The sequence below is a fragment of the Erwinia sp. INIA01 genome, assembly GCF_025947915.1.
GTDB classification, from domain to species: Bacteria; Pseudomonadota; Gammaproteobacteria; order Enterobacterales; family Enterobacteriaceae; genus Erwinia; species Erwinia coffeiphila.
Window position 1 is genome coordinate 170,069 of the sequence record NZ_JAPDNC010000002.1, and the last position, 19,090, is coordinate 189,158.

At 54.6% G+C, this 19,090-nt stretch carries 13 protein-coding genes; 5 read left to right on the plus strand and 8 right to left on the minus strand.

What is annotated here, in order from left to right; genetic code table 11:
* Positions 1 to 199: 199 nt before the first annotated feature.
* Complete coding sequence (locus OMR58_RS02700; RefSeq protein ID WP_264545226.1) at positions 200 to 1,030, plus strand: Rpn family recombination-promoting nuclease/putative transposase; 831 nt, start codon at positions 200 to 202, stop codon at positions 1,028 to 1,030.
* Between the two features lie 66 nt (positions 1,031 to 1,096).
* Here the strand turns inward: OMR58_RS02700 and actP are convergent, their stop codons facing one another.
* The 3 genes from actP to acs form a co-directional block, all read right to left on the minus strand.
* Positions 1,097 to 2,755, minus strand: coding sequence for a cation/acetate symporter ActP (gene actP / locus OMR58_RS02705; protein ID WP_264545227.1), 1,659 nt, complete (start codon positions 2,753 to 2,755; stop codon positions 1,097 to 1,099).
* The gene (locus OMR58_RS02710) at positions 2,752 to 3,063 is read right to left on the minus strand and encodes a DUF485 domain-containing protein (RefSeq protein WP_105592198.1); all 312 of its coding nucleotides are present in this window, start codon (positions 3,061 to 3,063) and stop codon (positions 2,752 to 2,754) included. Before OMR58_RS02710 ends, actP begins: the two co-directional genes overlap by 4 nt.
* Positions 3,064 to 3,223: 160 nt before the next feature.
* On the minus strand, positions 3,224 to 5,179 hold the full coding sequence (gene acs / locus OMR58_RS02715; protein WP_200560522.1) for an acetate--CoA ligase: 1,956 nt from the start codon (positions 5,177 to 5,179) through the stop codon (positions 3,224 to 3,226).
* Between the two features lie 520 nt (positions 5,180 to 5,699).
* Between acs and gltP the strand changes: the two genes are divergently transcribed.
* Positions 5,700 to 6,998, plus strand: a complete 1,299-nt coding sequence (gene gltP / locus OMR58_RS02720) for a glutamate/aspartate:proton symporter GltP (RefSeq protein ID WP_105592196.1) — start codon at positions 5,700 to 5,702, stop codon at positions 6,996 to 6,998.
* A gap of 143 nt (positions 6,999 to 7,141) precedes the next feature.
* Positions 7,142 to 7,909 (plus strand): AraC family transcriptional regulator, encoded by a 768-nt coding sequence (locus OMR58_RS02725; RefSeq protein ID WP_105592195.1) that lies wholly within the window; start codon positions 7,142 to 7,144, stop codon positions 7,907 to 7,909.
* Here the strand turns inward: OMR58_RS02725 and leuA are convergent.
* Positions 7,888 to 9,564, minus strand: coding sequence for a 2-isopropylmalate synthase (leuA, locus tag OMR58_RS02730; RefSeq protein WP_264545228.1), 1,677 nt, complete (start codon positions 9,562 to 9,564; stop codon positions 7,888 to 7,890). The two genes, OMR58_RS02725 and leuA, sit on opposite strands and share 22 nt — an antisense overlap.
* Positions 9,565 to 10,255: 691 nt before the next feature.
* On the opposite strand from leuA, the gene OMR58_RS02735 reads away from it, so the two are divergent.
* Entirely contained in the window at positions 10,256 to 11,896 is a 1,641-nt protein-coding gene (locus tag OMR58_RS02735; RefSeq protein ID WP_264545229.1) for a dihydroxyacetone kinase subunit DhaK, read from the plus strand.
* A gap of 123 nt (positions 11,897 to 12,019) precedes the next feature.
* On the opposite strand, the gene sbmA is transcribed toward OMR58_RS02735, so the two are convergent.
* A complete protein-coding gene (gene sbmA / locus OMR58_RS02740) occupies positions 12,020 to 13,246 on the minus strand; it encodes a peptide antibiotic transporter SbmA (protein WP_200560525.1) in 1,227 nt (408 codons plus the stop codon).
* A gap of 452 nt (positions 13,247 to 13,698) precedes the next feature.
* Between sbmA and OMR58_RS02745 the strand changes: the two genes are divergently transcribed.
* Positions 13,699 to 15,777: a sensor domain-containing protein gene (locus tag OMR58_RS02745; RefSeq protein WP_264545230.1), complete on the plus strand. Its 2,079-nt coding sequence runs from the start codon at positions 13,699 to 13,701 to the stop codon at positions 15,775 to 15,777.
* A gap of 44 nt (positions 15,778 to 15,821) precedes the next feature.
* Here the strand turns inward: OMR58_RS02745 and OMR58_RS02750 are convergent, their stop codons facing one another.
* From OMR58_RS02750 to glpG, 3 genes are all read right to left on the minus strand, one after another.
* Positions 15,822 to 17,237 (minus strand): MFS transporter, encoded by a 1,416-nt coding sequence (locus OMR58_RS02750; RefSeq protein ID WP_264545231.1) that lies wholly within the window; start codon positions 17,235 to 17,237, stop codon positions 15,822 to 15,824.
* 193 nt (positions 17,238 to 17,430) lie between these two features.
* The gene (locus OMR58_RS02755; RefSeq protein ID WP_200543175.1) at positions 17,431 to 18,189 is read right to left on the minus strand and encodes a DeoR/GlpR family transcriptional regulator; all 759 of its coding nucleotides are present in this window, start codon (positions 18,187 to 18,189) and stop codon (positions 17,431 to 17,433) included.
* A 13-nt stretch (positions 18,190 to 18,202) separates the two neighbouring features.
* Positions 18,203 to 19,033, minus strand: a complete 831-nt coding sequence (gene glpG / locus OMR58_RS02760) for a rhomboid family intramembrane serine protease GlpG (protein WP_200560528.1) — start codon at positions 19,031 to 19,033, stop codon at positions 18,203 to 18,205.
* Positions 19,034 to 19,090: the final 57 nt, after the last annotated feature.

Genomic DNA, 19,090 nt, shown 5'->3' on the forward strand with positions numbered 1-19,090 from the left:
TATTCTGCTGTTCTTTTAAATTTAAAATATACTCCCGGCGGTTTTAACTGAAATAGTAAATGATGACTTTCGGACAGCGCTCGGTTTTTTTATTATCGAATGCATACCGTTTTCATAAAAAAGGAATGGCTGCCGCAGGCGCAGAGAATAAATAAAAATTCTCCTTTCCCGCCTCTGAAAAATAAATCATCTTGCGGCGATGAAAGGAACTCAAACGCCAACGCCGCATGATGCGATTTTTAAAAAGATATTAGGCCACGTGGATACGGTCAAAACCCTCAACGGTGAGGGCTATATTTACACGCTGATTGAACATCAAAGCACGCCCGACAGGCTAATGGCCTTTCGATTAATGCGTTACGCCATTGCCGTCATGCAGCGCCATCTTGATGCCGGAAATGAGACTCTGCCGCTGGTGGTGCCGATACTTTTTTATCACGGTCGGGTCACGCCTTATCCCTATTCGATGAGCTGGCTGCAGGCGTTTAGCGATCCGCAGCGGGCAGCTCAGCTCTACGGTGGTGACTTCCCACTGGTTGATGTGACGGTTATTGCGGATGATGAAATCATGCAACATCGCCGAATGGCGATACTGGAACTGCTGCAGAAGCATATTCGCCAGCGCGATCTTTCGGAGTTGCTGGAGCCGCTGGTCACGCTAATGTTCGCTGGCTACACTGGCGAGGAGCAGTTGAAACCGCTGTTCAATTATATGTTACAGGTTGGCAGGACGCCCTCACCGCATGCCTTTGCTCAGGAGTTGTCTCGCCGAACGTCTGGATACAAGGAGGGAATGATGAGGCTGGCAGAATGGTTTGAGCAGAACGGCAATCAGTTTTTTTTTGAACAGGGAGAGGAAAAAGGGATTGAAAAAGGCATGGAAAGGGGGCTGAGAAAAGGCCGCCTTGAGGGGGCGATGGATGTCACAAGATCCCTGGCGAGAAAAATGCTGGCGAAGGGATTCGAGCGGCAGACGGTAGCAGACATTACCGGCCTGTCGGAAGATGAACTTGCCAAATTGGATCATTAATCATCCATCCAGGCCGTGGCTTATCCGTGATGGGGCAGGCATCCGGCCCGCCCCTGTAGCGATCGGTTAATGCCCTTTGCCGCCTTCAATGCCGATACCGGTTTGTGAACGGACGAACTGAGCCTGGAAGCGCAGACGTTCCTGCGCACCTTCTGCTGAGTTATCGGTGACGGAGAACAGCCAGGTGCCGATAAAGGCTGCCAGCATAGAGAACAGCGCCGGATATTCATAAGGATAAACCGGCTTCTCGTGCCCCAGCACCTGTACCCAAACGGTCGGGCCGAGGATCATCAGGACGACGGCGGTAATCAGCCCCAGCCAGCCGCCGACCATCGCACCGCGCGTGGTCAGTTTTGACCAGTACATTGATAGCAGGATAATCGGGAAGTTACAGCTGGCAGCAATCGAGAAGGCCAGCCCGACCATAAACGCAATATTTTGCTTCTCAAACAGTATGCCCAGCGCAATCGCCACCACGCCGAGCACCAGCACGGTAATTTTGGATACTCTCAGCTCTTCACGCTCGGTCGCCTGTCCTTTGCGGAACACGCTGGCGTAAAGGTCATGGGAAACCGCCGATGCGCCCGCGAGGGTTAGCCCGGCTACCACCGCCAGAATTGTGGCGAAGGCCACCGCTGAGATAAAGCCGAGGAACATACTGCCACCAACCGCGTCGGCCAGATGAACCGCGGCCATATTATTGCCGCCAATCAGCGCACCAGTGGCATCTTTGAAGGCCGGGTTAGCACCGACCAGCAGGATCGCGCCGAAGCCAATGATGAAGGTCAGGAAGTAAAAGTAGCCCATAAAGCCGGTGGCATAAAAGACGCTTTTACGCGCCTCACGGGCATCGCTGACGGTAAAGAAGCGCATCAGAATATGCGGCAGGCCTGCGGTACCGAACATCAGGCCAAGGCCGAGTGACAGCGCGGATATCGGGTCTTTCACCAGCCCGCCGGGGCGCATAATCTCAATGCCTTTCGGGTGGACCTTCATCGCTTCGGTAAACAGGTTATTGAAGCTGAACCCGACGGTTTTCATCACCATGATGGCCATAAAGCTGGCGCCGAACAGCAGCAGCACGGCTTTGATGATCTGCACCCAAGTGGTGGCCAGCATGCCGCCGAACAGCACATACATCACCATCAGAATGCCGACCAGCACGACCGCAACGTGGTAGTCCAGCCCAAACAGCAGCTGGATCAGCTTACCGGCCCCGACCATCTGCGCAATCAGGTACAGCGCCACTACCACCAGTGAACCGCAGGCGGAGAGGGTGCGAATAGGCTTTTGCTTCAGGCGGTAGGAGGCCACATCGGCAAAGGTGTAGCGGCCCAGATTGCGCAGGCGCTCGGCGATCAGGAACAGAATAATCGGCCAGCCGACCAGGAAGCCGAGTGAATAAATCAGGCCATCGTAGCCGGAGGTATAAACCAGCGCGGAAATGCCAAGGAACGAGGCGGCAGACATAAAGTCCCCGGCCATCGCCAGCCCGTTTTGAAAACCGGTAATATTGCCGCCGGCGGTGTAGTAATCACTGCGGGATCGGGTGCGTTTGGAAGCCCAGTACGTAATGCCCAGCGTGGCAGCCACAAAAATCAGGAACATGACAATGGCTTCAACATTGGTTGGCTGGCGTTCAACCGCACCGGTAATCGCATCGGCAGCCTGTGTACCGAAAGGCAGCAGGGCTGGCAGAGCCAGCGTGAGACGGCGAAGTTTCATCCTTTCACCTCGTTCAGCAATTCACGGGTCAGGCGGTCGAACTCGCCGTTAGCGCGCCAGACGTAAACGCCGGTGAGTACAAAGGAGATAACAATCAGTCCGATGCCGATGGGGATACCGCGCGTGACATTAGTACCGTCATGCAGCGGCGTGCCCAGCCAGCCGGGAGCAAAGGCAATCAGCAGAATAAAACCGACGTAGAGCACCAGCATAATCAGGGACAGCAGGGTGGCAAAGCTCTGGCGTTTTCTGACCAGTTCTTTAAATCGGGCGCTTTTTTCTATGCGTTGATAAATGACATCGTTCATCACAGCGTCTCCAGAGGTAGAGTTATACCGGGATAGCAGAAGCATGGCTTCGACGGCCTGGTTTTCTTGTTATAACTTCATGGTGCTGAAAATTAAGACGAAAGACGACGGGCTGCTCTGCGGCAGTTACGCAATGGGGGCACTGAGGCCCCCATCAGATTTACGGCATTTTAATGGCTTGTTTCTCTTCCAGCAGTTTCTCCACCACGCCCGGATCGGCAAGCGTTGAGGTGTCTCCAAGATTGCTGGTATCCCCGGTGGCGATTTTGCGCAGAATACGTCGCATGATCTTGCCGGAGCGGGTTTTCGGCAGGGAATCGGTCCAGTGCAGTACATCCGGCGTGGCAATTGGGCCAATCTCTTTACGCACCCAATTACGCACTTCGGTGTACAGTTCCGGCGAGGGTTCCTCACCGTGGTTCAGGGTGATATAGGCATAAATCGCCTGGCCCTTCAGGCTGTGAGGAATGCCAACCACGGCAGCTTCGGCAATTTTCGGGTGCGATACCAGCGCGGATTCGATCTCTGCGGTACCCAGGCGGTGGCCGGAAACGTTCAGCACATCGTCAACGCGGCCGGTGATCCAGTAGTCGCCATCGGCGTCACGGCGCGCGCCGTCACCGCTGAAATACATATTCTTAAACGTTGAGAAATAGGTCTGTTCAAAACGTTCATGATCGCCGAACAGCGTTCGCGCCTGGCCTGGCCATGAATCGGTTATCACCAGATTGCCTTCGGTTGCACCTTCCTGCGGGTGGCCTTCGTTGTCGACCAGCGCAGGCTGAACGCCAAAGAACGGTTTGGTGGCCGAACCCGGTTTCAGGGTGGTTGCTCCGGGCAGTGGGGTGATCATAAAGCCACCGGTTTCGGTCTGCCACCAGGTATCCGAGATCGGGCAGCGCCCGTTACCAATTTTCTTGTGGAACCATTCCCAGGCTTCCGGGTTAATCGGCTCGCCGACTGACCCCAGAATACGCAGGGAAGAGCGATCGGTACCCTCAATCGCCTTATCGCCTTCGGCCATCAGCGCACGGACCGCCGTCGGTGCCGTATAGAGAATTGTCACCTTATGCTTATCAACCACTTCCGCCATGCGGCTTGGTTTTGGCCAGTTTGGCACGCCCTCGAACATCAGCGTGGTTGCCCCGCAGGCCAGCGGCCCGTAGAGCAGATAGCTGTGGCCGGTGACCCAGCCGACATCGGCGGTACACCAGTAAATATCTTCCGGATGGTAATCAAACACGTACTTAAAGGTGGTGGCGGCATACACCAGATAGCCACCGGTGGTGTGCAGCACGCCTTTCGGCTTGCCGGTAGAACCGGAGGTGTAGAGGATAAACAGCGGATCTTCGGCGTTCATTTCAACCGGCTGGTGCTCGCTGCTGGCGTTGGCTACCAGTTCGTGCCACCACAGGTCGCGCTGGCTGTTCCAGCCGCCATCGCGACCTGTGCGGCGAAATACCACCACGTTTTTCACGCTGGTCACCGCAGGGTTATTCAGCGCGTCATCGACGTTCTTCTTCAGCGGGATGCTACGACCCGCACGAACACCTTCATCGGCGGTAATCACCAGTCTGGCGTTGCTGTCGATAATACGTCCGGCGACGGCTTCCGGCGAGAAACCGCCGAAAATGACCGAATGAATGGCACCAATGCGGGCACAGGCCAGCATGGCAACCGCTGCTTCCGGCACCATCGGCATATAAATCGCTACGACGTCGCCTTTATTGATGCCCAGCCCCTGCAGCACATTGGCGAAGCGGCACACGTCGCGATGGAGTTCACGATAGGTGAGGGTTTTACTTTCGCTGGCGTCATCGCCTTCCCAGATGATGGCCGGATGGTCACCGCGCGTTTGCAGGTGGCGATCCAGGCAGTTGGCAGCCAGATTCAGGGTGCCATCTTCAAACCAGCGAATCGAAATATTACCCGGGGCGAAAGAGGTATTTTTCACCGTACTGTAAGGCTTGATCCAGTCAAGTATTTTGCCTTGCTCACCCCAGAATGCATCGGGGTCCTGCACTGATTGCTGGTACATCGACTGGTACTGCTGAGCATTAATCAGGGTATTTTCCGCAATATTCGCGGGAACAGGGTACGTATGTATTTGGCTCATGGCTGGCCTCCTTGAAGATGTTAATAATATGTCAATCAATGGTTAAGTGAAGATGCCTGCAAGGCTTTGTTTTCTTTTTGAGCGGCAGATCACGCCATAACCCAGCGTAATGAAACCGGGATGAGATATTGTCATAAAGAGAAGGAAGCGATAGGAAAAAGGCGAATTTACGGCGGTGTAGTGTACAAAAAAAGCGCAAGCAGACCGTTAGTTTGACACGACTAATAGCAGGGCTGTGCATAGTTATGTTGTTTTAATGATTTAATATTGTTAACTATAACAATAACTTAGTCTGGCGCGGTTAAAATCAGAGCTTTATCCTGCCGGAAATTAACAAAATAGATACATCTTTCTCAGGCTTGCATTAATGGCGCTTAAAATGGTACTGATTACGCGCCTGAATACAGGTATCAACCATCCATTACCTGTGAATTGACCGGTTTCGGTCTGCCTCCCTTGAGTGTCATTCACTCCGCAAGCTCCGCGCGGAAAGCAGGTTATGTTAAGGAAAAGACTCGTTATGAAAGCAATAAAACTCAGCCTTGCCTGGCAAATATTGATTGCGTTGGTACTGGGGATCGTCGTTGGGGCGGTTCTGCATAATCAACCAGGGGAACGTGAATGGTTAGTCACTAACATTCTCAGCCCTGCCGGTGACATCTTTATTCACCTGATCAAAATGATTGTTGTACCGATCGTTATCTCCACGCTGATTGTTGGCATCGCCGGCGTCGGGGATGCCAAGAAACTCGGACGTATTGGCGTTAAAACGATTGTTTATTTTGAAGTGATTACCACCATTGCCATTGTGACAGGTATTACTCTGGCGAATGTATTCCAACCCGGTTCCGGCATTGATATGTCGACGCTGGCAACGGTGGACATCTCTAAATATGAAGCCACAACGGCACAGGTTCAGGGCCAGCCTCACAGCCTGGTCACCACCATTCTGTCGCTGATTCCGCAGAATATTTTCGCTGCTATCGCCAAAGGTGACATGCTGCCGATTATCTTCTTCTCGGTGCTGTTTGGTCTGGGCCTCTCGTCGCTGCCGTCTGAACATCGTGACCCGCTGGTGAAAGTGTTCCGTTCCACCTCAGAAGCGATGTTTAAAGTGACTAGCATGATTATGCGTTATGCGCCGGTTGGGGTATTTGCGCTGATCTCGGTGACCGTGGCTAACTTTGGTTTTGCTTCGCTGTGGCCGCTGGCCAAGCTGGTGATTCTGGTGTACGCCGCTATCGCCTTCTTCGCCTTTGTGGTGCTGGGAGCCGTTGCGCGTATCTGTAAGCTGCGTATCACCGTGCTGTTCCGCATTCTGAAAGATGAGCTGATTCTGGCTTACTCCACCGCCAGTTCGGAAACCGTGCTGCCGCGTATTATGGAGAAGATGGAAGCCTACGGCGCGCCGAAGTCGATCACCAGCTTCGTGGTACCAACCGGCTATTCGTTTAACCTCGACGGTTCAACGCTGTACCAGAGTATTGCGGCGATCTTTATCGCGCAGCTGTACGGCATCAACCTGTCGCTGGGCGACGAAATCATTCTGGTGCTGACGTTGATGGTGACGTCGAAAGGGATCGCTGGCGTACCGGGCGTCTCTTTCGTGGTGCTGCTGGCGACGCTGGGCAGCGTGGGCATCCCGCTTGAAGGACTGGCATTTATTGCCGGCGTTGACCGTATCCTCGATATGGCACGTACCGCACTGAACGTAGTGGGTAATGCGCTGGCGGTGCTGGTTGTCGCCAAGTGGGAGCATCAGTTTGATACGAAGCAGGCCTCTGCCTACGAGGCGCAGCTGAAAGCCGTTCATTCCTGATAGTGTCCTTATCAGGCGGGCCGATCGCGGCCCGCCTGATTTCCTTCCTTGTTCGCCGCTGCCTCTCCGCCCGCCTTCTCTTTTTCCCGCTTTCTGCCCGAGTCTTTGTTAAGCTTAAATTCCTGCTCACCTCCGGGAATCCTATGTCATCTTCCGTTGATTTTTCGTTTGCTACCCGCCCGCTGGTGCCATACGCGCATGATTATCGCCATGGCGACAGTGAGCCGAGGCATCATCATAACTGCGCACAGCTGGTCCATACGCTGAGCGGCGTGGTGCGTATTGAAACGGATCTGGGCCACTGGATTGTGCCGCCGGGTCGCGGCGTCTGGCTGCCTGCGGGCGTACCTCATGCGCTGCAAATGACCGGTAACGTGGCGGCGCGAACGCTGTTTGTCGATCCGCTGGCGCGTGCCGATCTGCCAGCCAGTTGTCAGGTAGTGCAGGTATCCCCGTTGTTGCGCGAGCTGATTGTCAGCGCGCTGGCACTGCCGGAATCCTATGCCCCCGCCAGCCGGGCGGAGCGAATTTATGAGCTGATACTGGATGAGATCCGTGTCATGACCGAACTGCCGTTCAGCCTGCCGGAGCCGCAGAGCGAGGCGCTGATTTCGCTGTGTGATGCCCTGAGGGCCGAACCGGGAGAGAGCTGGACGCTGGAGAACAGCGCCCGGCGCATTAACGTCAGCAGCCGTACGCTTGCACGCCGTTTCTATCAGGAAACCGGGCTGCAGTTCAGCGATTGGGTAAGGCGCGCCAGGCTGATGGAAGCGCTGGCGCGTTTAGCACGGGGAGACTCGGTGCTGACGGTATCACTCGATTTGGGCTACGAAAGCCAGAGTGCGTTCAGCGCAATGTTCCGTCGCATTATGGGCGTGGCTCCCAGCGACTACTTCCCACCCGCCAGCTGACCCTGCGCCAGCGCGTTCAGCAGCGCCTGCAGCGAAGCACGGGAAACGTCACTGTCGATACCCACCCCCCAGGCACTGTGATTGCCGGCAAAGGTGCAGTGAAGATAGGCGACTGAGCGGCTGTCGCTGCGCTGACCCAGAGTGTGCTCATGATAATCCTGAATGGTAAAGGAGACGTCAAACGCCTGGCGCAGCGCGTCGACCGCCGCCGACAGCAGCCCGTTCCCCCGACCTGCCACAGCGTAGGGGTGGTTATCCTGCTGTACGCTGGCCTCAAACTGCAGCTGTCCATGGCTGTCGCTCTGGCTGCGATATTCCCCCAGCTGCAGCTCTGGTGCGGTCAGGCCATACGCCTGGCGGAACAGCTGCCAGATAGCGGCCTGGGTCATCTCTTTGCCTTCGCCGTCGGTGACCTGCTGTACCCGCTGGCTGAAATCCTGCTGAAGTGCTCGTGGCAGGACCAGTCCGTGATTTTGCTCGATCATCCAGGCCGCGCCACTTTTCCCTGACTGGCTGTTAACGCGGATCACCGCCTCATAGTTACAGCCGATGTCCGCCGGGTCCAGCGGCAGATAAGGCACTTCCCAGACGTTATCCTGCTGCTCTTTGCGGGCAGCAAAGCCTTTTTTAATTGCATCCTGGTGTGAACCGGAGAAGGCGGTAAACACCAGCTCCCCGGCGTAAGGATGGCGTGGGTGAACCGGCAGCTGGTTGCACTGCTCAACCAGGTCTACCACCTGTTTCATCTGGCTGAAATCAAGCCCTGGATTGATGCCCTGGGTATAAAAGTTCAGCGCCATGGTCACCAAATCGACATTACCGGTGCGTTCCCCGTTGCCAAACAGGCAGCCTTCCACCCGGTCTGCTCCGGCCAGCAGGGCCAGTTCGGCGGCAGCGATGCCGGTGCCGCGATCGTTGTGTGGGTGGACGCTGATGCAAACCTCAGGACGCCAGGAGAAATGGCGGCAGAAGTACTCAATCTGATCGGCATAGACATTAGGCGTGCTGACCTCCACCGTGGCGGGCAGGTTGACGATCATCGGCCTTTCCGCGCAGGGCTGCCAGACGGCGGCAACCGCCTCGCAGATTTCCAGCGCGAAGTCGAGTTCGGTAAAGCAGAACGTTTCCGGTGAATATTCAAAGGTCCAGTTAGTCTGCGGCTGTTCCTCGCAGCGCTGACGGATCAGGCGCGTCGCATTCACCGCCAGTTCGATAATCTGCTCTTTGCTCTGGCGGAATACCAGTCGACGGAAGACCGGCGCGGTGGCGTTATAAAGGTGTACCGTGGCATTTTTTGCCCCTTCAAGGGATAAAAAGGTGCGGTCGATCAGATCGCTACGAGCCTGGGTCAGTACCTGTATTGATACGTCATCCGGGATCATCCGCTGTTCGATCAGCTCGCGAACGAAATTGAAATCGGTCTGTGAAGCGGAAGGGAAAGCCACTTCAATTTCCTTAAAACCACACTGCAACAGCAGCTGCCAGAACAGCTTTTTACGTGTGCTGTCCATTGGCTCGGCCAGCGACTGGTTGCCATCGCGCAGATCGGTAGAGAGCCAGCGCGGTGCCTGGGCCAGCGTTTTACCTGGCCACTGACGATCGTTCAGTGCCACCGGGGGAAAAGCGCGATATTTGTCGTTGGGTTGTTGCAGCATAGTCATTCCTCCTTGTGATAGAGGCTCTATTCTGCGTGGGGAGCGCCGGTATTGACCGACGCAAAGCTGACAACCTGATGCTGAAAAGTGACAGGCCGAAAAAAAAAGGAACAGATCACATCATCTGCCCCTTTTGACGCCCTGGTGTTAGCGTTTATATACGATGCCCTTTCCGAATATTATCTGCCTTTTTCTGCGGTAAACCGGCGGCTTAGTTAAATAATTTGCCAGGTTGATAACAATCTTATTCGGACACCTGTCATTATTTGTAGACTCTTTTAGATTATTTTTCATCTTAATTAACCGAAATTGTGATTGATGCTGCAATTTAAAATGGTATTTCGCGTATGCAAAAAGTGAATAAGGATGAATAAGGTGCACACCCGTATGAGTTTCAATCTCTCAGTCTTTATTTTTGGTTAAACATTGTAATTAACTATGAATAAAATAATTCTGAATAAACTTACCATGAAGATATTTAAATTTACGCCGACATTATTACTTAGATAACTAATCAGAGTTGATAAGTTTTCTACTAACGGGTGAAGGAAAAAATTATTTCAATGCTTTTAAAGCGCTGGAAACGTATTGCGCCGTTTGCGTAACGATTGCTTTAGGGATTTTTACTACAGTTATAGCATCGTGCAGGTTGCCACCTGTGCAGAGTGTATGCCCGAGTTAAGGAGATAAGATGAGTCAGTTTTTTATGAACGACAAGCAACATCTGGTCAACGAGGCGATAGAAGGCTCGCTGTTAAGTACGCCTTTTCATAATCTTAGCCGTCTCGCGCTGGGAGCAGATTTGCGTATTGTCGTGCGCAGTGACTGGGACCGATCGAAAGTTGCGCTGATTTCCGGCGGCGGTTCCGGCCACGAACCTGCCCACATCGGCTTTGTCGGCAAAGGAATGCTGAGTGCCGCGGTGTGCGGTGATGTTTTTGCTTCACCCAGTGTGGATGCCGTGTTGCACGCCATTATTAACGTAACCGGTGAGGCAGGCTGCCTGCTTATCGTCAAGAACTACACCGGCGATCGGCTGAACTTTGGTCTGGCGGCGGAGAAAGCCAAACAGCTGGGGTATCGGGTGGAAATGGTGATGGTGCAGGATGATATCGCGCTGCCGGACAACCCTCAGCCTCGTGGCATTGCGGGTACGGCGCTGGTGCATAAAATTGCCGGTTATGCCGCTGAACAGGGGAAGAGCCTGGCCGATGTCACCGCATTAGCGCAGAAAGCCATTGAGCAGACCGCCTCCATCGGCGTTGCCTTCAGCAGCTGCCATATTCCGGGAGAAGCACGTGATGACCGCGTTAAGCCCGGAACCTGCGAGTTAGGGATGGGGATTCACGGCGAGCCGGGTGCATCGACCTTGAAAACTCAGAACAGTGTGGAGATCGTCGCTCAAATGGTGCAGCGCCTTGCCGCTCACACAGGCGATCGACCGCTGGCGCTGTTAATCAATAATCTCGGCGGTTTTTCGATGCTGGAGATGGCGGTACTGACGCGGGAAGTGCTGCGCTCGCCGATTGGCAGGCAGGTTCGGCTGCTGCTGGGGCCGGCAACGCTGGTCAGCGCGCTGGATATGAAAGGATTCTCGCTGTCTGTTCTGCGGCTGGATGATGAGTTTGAGAAGGCGCTGCTGGCGAAAGTGGAAGCGGCGGGCTGGACAGAGGCTGTCTCACCGTCAACGCTGGTGGAAGCACCGGCGAAGACCCTCGATCGACAGCCGACCTTTACGCCTTCCTCTAACGATAAAGTGGCCGCACTGTTGACAACCCTTTGCCGGACGCTGATTGCTGAGGAAAGCGAGTTAAACAATCTGGATGCGAAAGTGGGCGATGGCGATACCGGTTCAACATTTGCCGCCGGCGCCAGAAGCCTCCTCAAGGCCTGCGAAGAGCAGTCGCTGCCGCTCGATCGGACCGGGCAGTTGCTAAACGTTATTGGCGAAAAGCTGGCGACGGTGATGGGAGGCTCATCGGGCGTGCTGATGTCGATTATGTTCACTGCCGCCGGTCAGCGCCTGGAAGAGGGCGAGCCGCTGCCGCAGGCGCTGCAATACGGTCTGGAGCGTATGCAGCATTACGGCGGTGCGCGGGTCGGGCAGCGTACGATGATTGATGCATTGGACCCTGCGTTTAACGCTTTGGCTGAGGGGAAAGATCTGGCTGCCGTTGCACAAGCCGCGCATGAAGGGGCCGAGAGCACCAGTCTGATGCGCAGCGCCGGAGCAGGGCGCGCTTCCTATTTGAATGCAGAAAGCCTGGACGGTGTGAAAGATCCCGGCGCTTACGCGGTAGAAAAAGTGTTCGCCGCGCTGGCCGGAAAATAGCCTGATTGTTGACGATGGCCGCCCCGGGCGGCGGCCATTACTCCAGACTCCAGACTCCAGACTCCAGACTCCAGACTCCAGACTCCAGACTCCAGACTCCAGACTCCAGACTCCAGCATTCCATCAGATAGCGCTGCTTTCCGTCTCTGGCAGCGTATCCAGCGTATGCTCAAAGCTGCGCAGACGTTTGTAGATCGACAGCAGTTCAACCAGCGTTGTCCACGAGTTAATCAGATACTGGAACGAACCGCGAACCTGGTCGAAGACGTTGGTGATCTGCGTTAACAGCCCGAGGGTAATGGCTCCGCTGACAATCGATGGGAACAGGACAAAAATACTGAATACCGCATCCAGCTGGATGTAGAAAATACGCACGATATTAAAGTAGAGATAATGGAAATAGAGGCGGAAGTAATTGACCCGCACGTTATGAAACAATGTCTTGACCGTAGGTGGCTGCGCACGCTGGGGGTCGTCTTCGCCATACACCAGCTCTTTACGATAGGCCGCTTCCACCCGCTGATTGCGGAAGGATAGCCCCGGCAGCTTGATACCCACGACTGCCAGCAGGCCGGTGCCGAGAATTGACCACGTGACGGCGGCAATCACTAACGCGTAGGGGACACTGCCGATAATCGGCACGGTTTTGACGTGCACCGACAGGGCGACCAGCACCGGCAGGAAAGCAATCAGCGTCATTATGGCGTTAATAAAGCTCACCCCCATATCTTCCAGCGTGGAGGCAAAGCGCATGGTATCTTCCTGCACGCGTTGCGCTGCACCCTCAATACCGCGCAGGCGCGGCCAGTGGGACATATAGTAGTGGTTCATCGCTGAACGCCAGCGGAAAACGTAGTGGCTGATAAAAAACAGATTCAGCACATCAATCACTACGGCAATCAGCGCGATGCTGAGGAAGCCGCCAATCTGGCCATAGAGCGTGTCGATTTTTACCGTATTCGGATGCGCCATCGCCCGCTGTACGAGGTCATAAAAAGGTTCATACCAGCGGTTGATCGCCACGCCAACCTGCACGGAAAACCAGGTGACAAAAATAATCAGCGCACTGCCGAGTACCGACCAGCGCTGCCAGGGATGCGGGCTGAACAGCGCCCAGAAACCGGCAAACAGCAGCGCTGCAAGCAAATAGTAGCTATAGAAACCGAGTTCGCTGGGGGCAATAAAGCACAGGGCGTTGTTCGGCAACGGGCCGAGGGCAACCGGAGAGAACTGCATCAGGTGCGCGAGGTGGCTACCGGCAAAACCGAACCAGAACAGAATAGCCATCAGGCTCCACAGCGCCGCGCTGCTGAAGAACAGCAGAGGCCGGGGGAAAAAGGATTTAAACATAGAAACTCCACTGCGAATTTGTAACGGTTATACCGTGATTGTTTGTGAGGAATCTCGCTAACAGTGTTTCCATTAATTTCCAGGCCGTTTCTCAGGGCGAAAAATTATCGTTTATGCTGAATTTTTACCTGGCTACTCTATTTTCCCTGCCTGAAGCCCACTATTTACTAACAAATGAAGTCAGATTAACGAAAAAACGCGATTTGCATTTTGAATGTTTATTCAACAAAGCAGATAATGAACGCCGACGGGGCGACAGGCGAACCTGCCTGAGCACGCAGCGGTTTTCGTCCCTCCCCAGGAGACTGTCCGTCACAGGCACGACAGGAGTTGTGTTCCCACAGGATGTGGGCAGGATCAGCGTGTGCGCCATCCGATGGCGTATTGATTGCATGCCGGCAGTATCTTTCCATTGAAGAGAAATAGCTGTCAGCAACCGGGTGAAAATAATAATGAATGAAAACTCAGATGTAATGTATCGGCTTCTGGTTCAGAGCGTGGTTGACTACGCCATTTATATGCTCAAACCAGACGGTACCGTCGCGAACTGGAATGCGGGTGCCCAGCGGGCCAAAGGGTACCTGCCGGACGAGATCATCGGCAAAAATTTTAGCTGTTTTTACAGTGACCAGGATCAGAAAAAAGGTTTACCACAGCACGGACTGGGCATTGCCCGCGACACCGGTCGTTACGAAAGTAAAGGCTGGCGCTATCGCAAAGACGGCACTGCCTTTTGGGCGCACGTGATCATTGATGCTATTCGTACCGACAGCGGCGAGCTGCTGGGCTTCGCTAAAATCACCCGTGACTGCACTGAACTGCGCGAGTATGAAGAGCAGATGCGCGAAGCCCGTGAACTGGCCGAGCGGCACAGTGAGAAAATGGCTGCGCTGTCGACCTTCCTCGACACCATCGTGACCAATATTCCGTCCAGCGTCATCGTGGAAGATGTCGTCACCCGTGAAATCCTGCTGATTAACAATAAAGCGCAACAGCTGCTCGGCGGCGTGCAGGAAGACTTTGTCGGCAAGAAGCTTTCGCAGTGTATGACGGTGGAAATGGGCGAATACTTTATGCAGCTTTCCGACGCCGCACAGCGCAAAGGGGGGATGCACCGCAGCGAGCGTCTGCTGGATAGCCGCGGGCGCGATCGCATTATCAATGCCACTGCGTCAATTATTCGCGGTAACGACGCCACCCATAATTATGTGCTGCTGATCGCCGACGACGTTACCGATCAACGCGCCGCCGATGCGCGCATTCACCATATGGCGCATCACGATAATCTGACCAGCCTGCCAAATCGCGTACTGTTCAGTCAGCGGCTTAATGATGCGCTGCGTGCCGATCGTGAAGAGCGGAAAATTACCGCCACGCTGTGCCTCGATCTGGACAACTTCAAAAACGTTAACGATGCGCTGGGCCATCAGGTGGGCGACGATCTGTTGCGCACCGTGGCGGTACGGCTGCGCAGCGTGCTGCGCGAGCAGGATACGCTGGCGCGTACCGGTGGCGATGAGTTCTCTATTGTGCTGCCGGGCCTGAAGCAGGCGGAAGAGGCGGAAATCGTTGCCAGCCGTCTGATTGAAACCATTCGCCCACCGTTCAACGTTGACGGGCATAATCTTTCCGTCGGTCTGAGCATTGGAATCGCCATTGCCGAGCGCGGGATCAGTACGCCGGAGCACCTGCTGCGCTGCGCCGATATGGCGCTGTATGAAGCCAAACGTAACGGGCGTAACCGCTTCGAATACTTCACCGAGCAGATGGGCGAGCTGGCGGCGAAGCGGCGGATGATTGAAAACGATCTGCGCGAAGCGATTAGCTGCCGCCAGCTGAAGCTGTACTACCAGCCGATTACCAATAACCAGCATCAGCATATTATTGGCTATGAGGCGCTGATGCGCTGGCACCACCCGGAAAAAGGCATGATTATGCCGATGGACTTTATTCCGATTGCCGAGGAAACCGGGTTAATCCACAGCCTGGGCGCTTATGCGCTGCACGAGGCCTGTCGTGAAGCCGCCAGCTGGCAGGACGGGCAGAGTGTGGCAGTGAACCTGTCGCCGATGCAGTTTAAAAACAGCGCGCTGGTGTCGGTAGTGGAAGCGGCGCTGAAAGAGTCCGGCCTGGCTCCGCATCGCCTTGAGGTGGAGATCACCGAGTCGGTACTGCTGGATAATACCTCGGTGAATATCGATATCCTGCAGAAGCTCAAGGCACTGGGCGTGCGTATTGCGCTGGATGATTTCGGCACCGGCTACTCATCGCTGAGCTATCTGCGCTCGTTCCCGTTCGACAAGATCAAAATCGATAAATCGTTTATTAACGATATGAAAGACAGCCGCGAGGCGCTGGCGATTATCCGGGCAATTACCGGAATGAGCCGCAGTCTGGATATTCAGATCACCGCCGAAGGCGTGGAAAGCAACGAGCAGTTTGAACGACTGAAGGAAGAGGGCTGTACCCTGTTCCAGGGCTACTATTTTGGCCGCCCGCAGCCCTCTGAAGATCGTTTGAAAGAGTTCTAAGCGGATAAATGGCAGGGGCGACGTTTGCCGCCCCTGCATCTGAATCAGATATCATCCAGATTAATGCCGCGCGTCTTCGGCCCGAAGATGCCGATGGTCAGCATCACAATCAGCATGCTGACGACGATAAAGGCCACCACACCCTGGGTGCCCGCCACCTGCAAAATCATCCCGATAATAATGCTGCTGAACACCGTTGAAAGGCGGCTGAACGAATAACAGAATCCGACGGCACGCGCACGGATAAAGGTAGGAAACACCTCGGTCTGATAGGCGTGATAGCTGAAGGTCAGCCAGGCGTTAGAGTAGGTGATGCAGAAGCCGCAGATGATTAACATCAGCGGATTGGTCTGCAGGGCGAACAGCGTACCGAAAACCACCGTCATCAGCGACGACAGGACGATCTGCCATTTGTTCTCGATTTTATCCGCGTAGCGGCTGCAAATCAGTGAGCCCAGCGGGTAGGCGAGGGTGATAAAAAAGGCATACAGCAGACTGTGGGTGATGCTGGCACCTTTACCTGAAAGCAGTGCGGGCAACCAGTTGCCAAAGCCGAAGAAGCCAATTGCCTGGAAGATATTCATCACCACCAGCATCAGCGTGCGCTGGCGATACTCCGGCCGCCAGATATCACGAAAGCGCCCCTGCGGTTTCTGCGTGGCTGCCGTTTCCATCTCTGCCGGACTCGGGGCGGTCACCGGCACGCCGCAGCGGATTTCCAGACCGCTGACCACCTGATGGGCTTCCTGATGCCGACCCTGCTGTGCCAGCCAGCGCGGCGACTCCGGCAGATTTTTCCGCACCAGCCAGATAACCATCGAGCAGACGGCCCCGGCAATCACCACCCAGCGCCAGCCGGTCAGGCCCAAAATGGTCTGCGGTACCAGCCACCAGGACATCAGCGCGACAGCGGGTACTGAAAGGAACTGCACAAAGAAGGCGAAGGCAAAGGCTTTACTGCGCAGCCGTGACGGAACGCATTCGCTGAGGTAGGTATCGATGGTCACCAGTTCAATACCCAGACCGACGCCCACCAGAAAGCGGCAGAAAATAATCCACTCTGCCTGGTTCTGGAACGCCATCAGCATGGAGAAGCAGCCGTACCAAGCCAGCGCGAACATAAAGGTCATCCGGCGGCCAAAACGGTCAGCATGAGGGGCCAACAGGCTGGCACCGATAAACAGGCCGAGGAAAGTCGCGGAGGCAAATGCGGCCTGGTCAGATATTCCAAATACGCCGAGTTCACCAAGATGAAATATGTTCTCGCTGATTAAACCTGAACTAATATATCCCGTCTGGAATAAATCATAGAGTTCAAAGAAACCACCCAGCGAGAGTAAGGCAATAAAACGCCACAGCCCGGCGGTAGCGGGTAGGGCATCGAGACGATCGGATAATTTATTATATTTTATAGGGTTATTTTGCGGGGAAGGAATTCCCGGCGCGCAGGCTTCACTCATTTTTCTTTGCAGACCTTGATAGCAGAGGACAATAACTTTTCATGCTAATAGTTAGCAGCAAAATTTAAATTTTGAATTGTATCCGCTATGAAGAAAAATAAGCATAAAAAACGCTTATAGTTATTTTTTTGCTATTTATTTCTTATTGGCCAGGCAGCGGTAGATTCCGCGCCTGGCTGCTCAGTAAAAACCGTTAGCACAGCTCCAGATGTACCTCATGCTGCTCAATGGTTTTCATAATTTCCGGCGGCGGCGCTTCATCGGTAAACAGATAGTCAATCAGACTCATGCTGCCCAGATTGACCATTGCATTGCGGCCAAACTTAGAATGGTCTGCCACCAGCATCACACAGCGAGAGTTCTCAATAATTGCCCGCTTGGTGCGCACTTCGTGGTAGTCGAAGTCCAGCAGTGAACCATCCAGATCGATACCGCTGATGCCCAGAATGCCGTAATCCAGGCGGAACTGAGAAATATAGTCGAGCGTGGCCTCGCCCATAATCCCGCCATCGCGGGTGCGTACTTCTCCCCCGGCAAGGATCAGGCGGAAATCCGGCTTGGCCATGAGCAGCACCGCCACGTTCAGATTGTTGGTCACAATGCGCAGGTTATTGTGGTTCATCAATGCGTGGGCCACCGCTTCCGGCGTGGTGCCGATATCAATAAACAGTGAAGCCCCGTCGGGGATTTGGCTGGCAACCCGCTGGGCGATACGCGCTTTTTCCGCAGACCACATCATTTTACGGTCCTGCCAGGCGGTATTCTCCGAGCTGGACGGCAGCGCTGCGCCACCGTGATGGCGATGAATTTTATTCTGCTCTGCCAGATCGTTTAAATCGCGGCGGATAGTTTGCGGACTGACCGCAAAATGCTCCACCAGCTCTTCAGTACTGACATATCCCTGGCGACGTACCAGATCGATAATCGCGTCATGACGCTGTGTCTGCTTCAAAAGAGTTCCCCTGTTATCGTTTTTTCTGGCGGGTGTCGACAAACGCCATGGCCAGTCCAACCAGCAGTCCGGCAACGTGGCTTGGCAGACCGGTGTTCGCACCGAAGACGCCCGTGGCTTCCAGTACCACCCACACTACAAAAATCCCCATCAGCCCGCCGCCAATATTCAGCGGACTGCGCTCGTCACGCATCGCGTGCAGCCAGGCATACGCAACCAGCGCATGGTCAACGCCAGACAGCCCGCCGAACCAGAAACCGTTAAACCGGGACTGTGCAAAACCGCACAGTAGCGCGGAGATCAGCGCGATGGTAAACAGCTTACCGCTGCCGAGCTGTTTTTCGATGCGCCCGCCAATATAAAACCACCACAGCAGGTTAATCAGCAGTGCCAGCAGCGAGAAGTTCATCAGCACGTGGCTGAACCAGCGCCACACCTGGAAATGCTGCATGCTGTCTTTCGGCCAGCCGAGCCAGGCAATCGCCTGTGCATAACCGCCCAGCGCAATCAGCAGGTAGACCAGTATGGATGCAATACTGACCCCTATCGTCAGTGGCCCGGCCATCTCCTTCATTCTTACCTTTAGCGATGGGCCAGCAGGACTGACGTACTTGATGCCGCTGTCGGTATTTTCAGTTTTCCAGCTGGCTGCCTGATAACGCGGGTGATCCGGTTCGCGTATAAACTGGTTAAGTTCGTTTTCGACCACGCTTAACTGAGATTCATCATCCAGCCATAGCGTGTAGTTGCCTTCCTGCTCAATGCGCAGCGTAATGCCGCGCGTCGCCATATAGTCAACAAACGCCTGCGCCATGCGCAGATGGGTAAATTGGGTGATGCGCATAATAGAAGGCTGATTCCCTGTAGATTAAAACGAGAGCGGCAGTATACCCCGTCACAT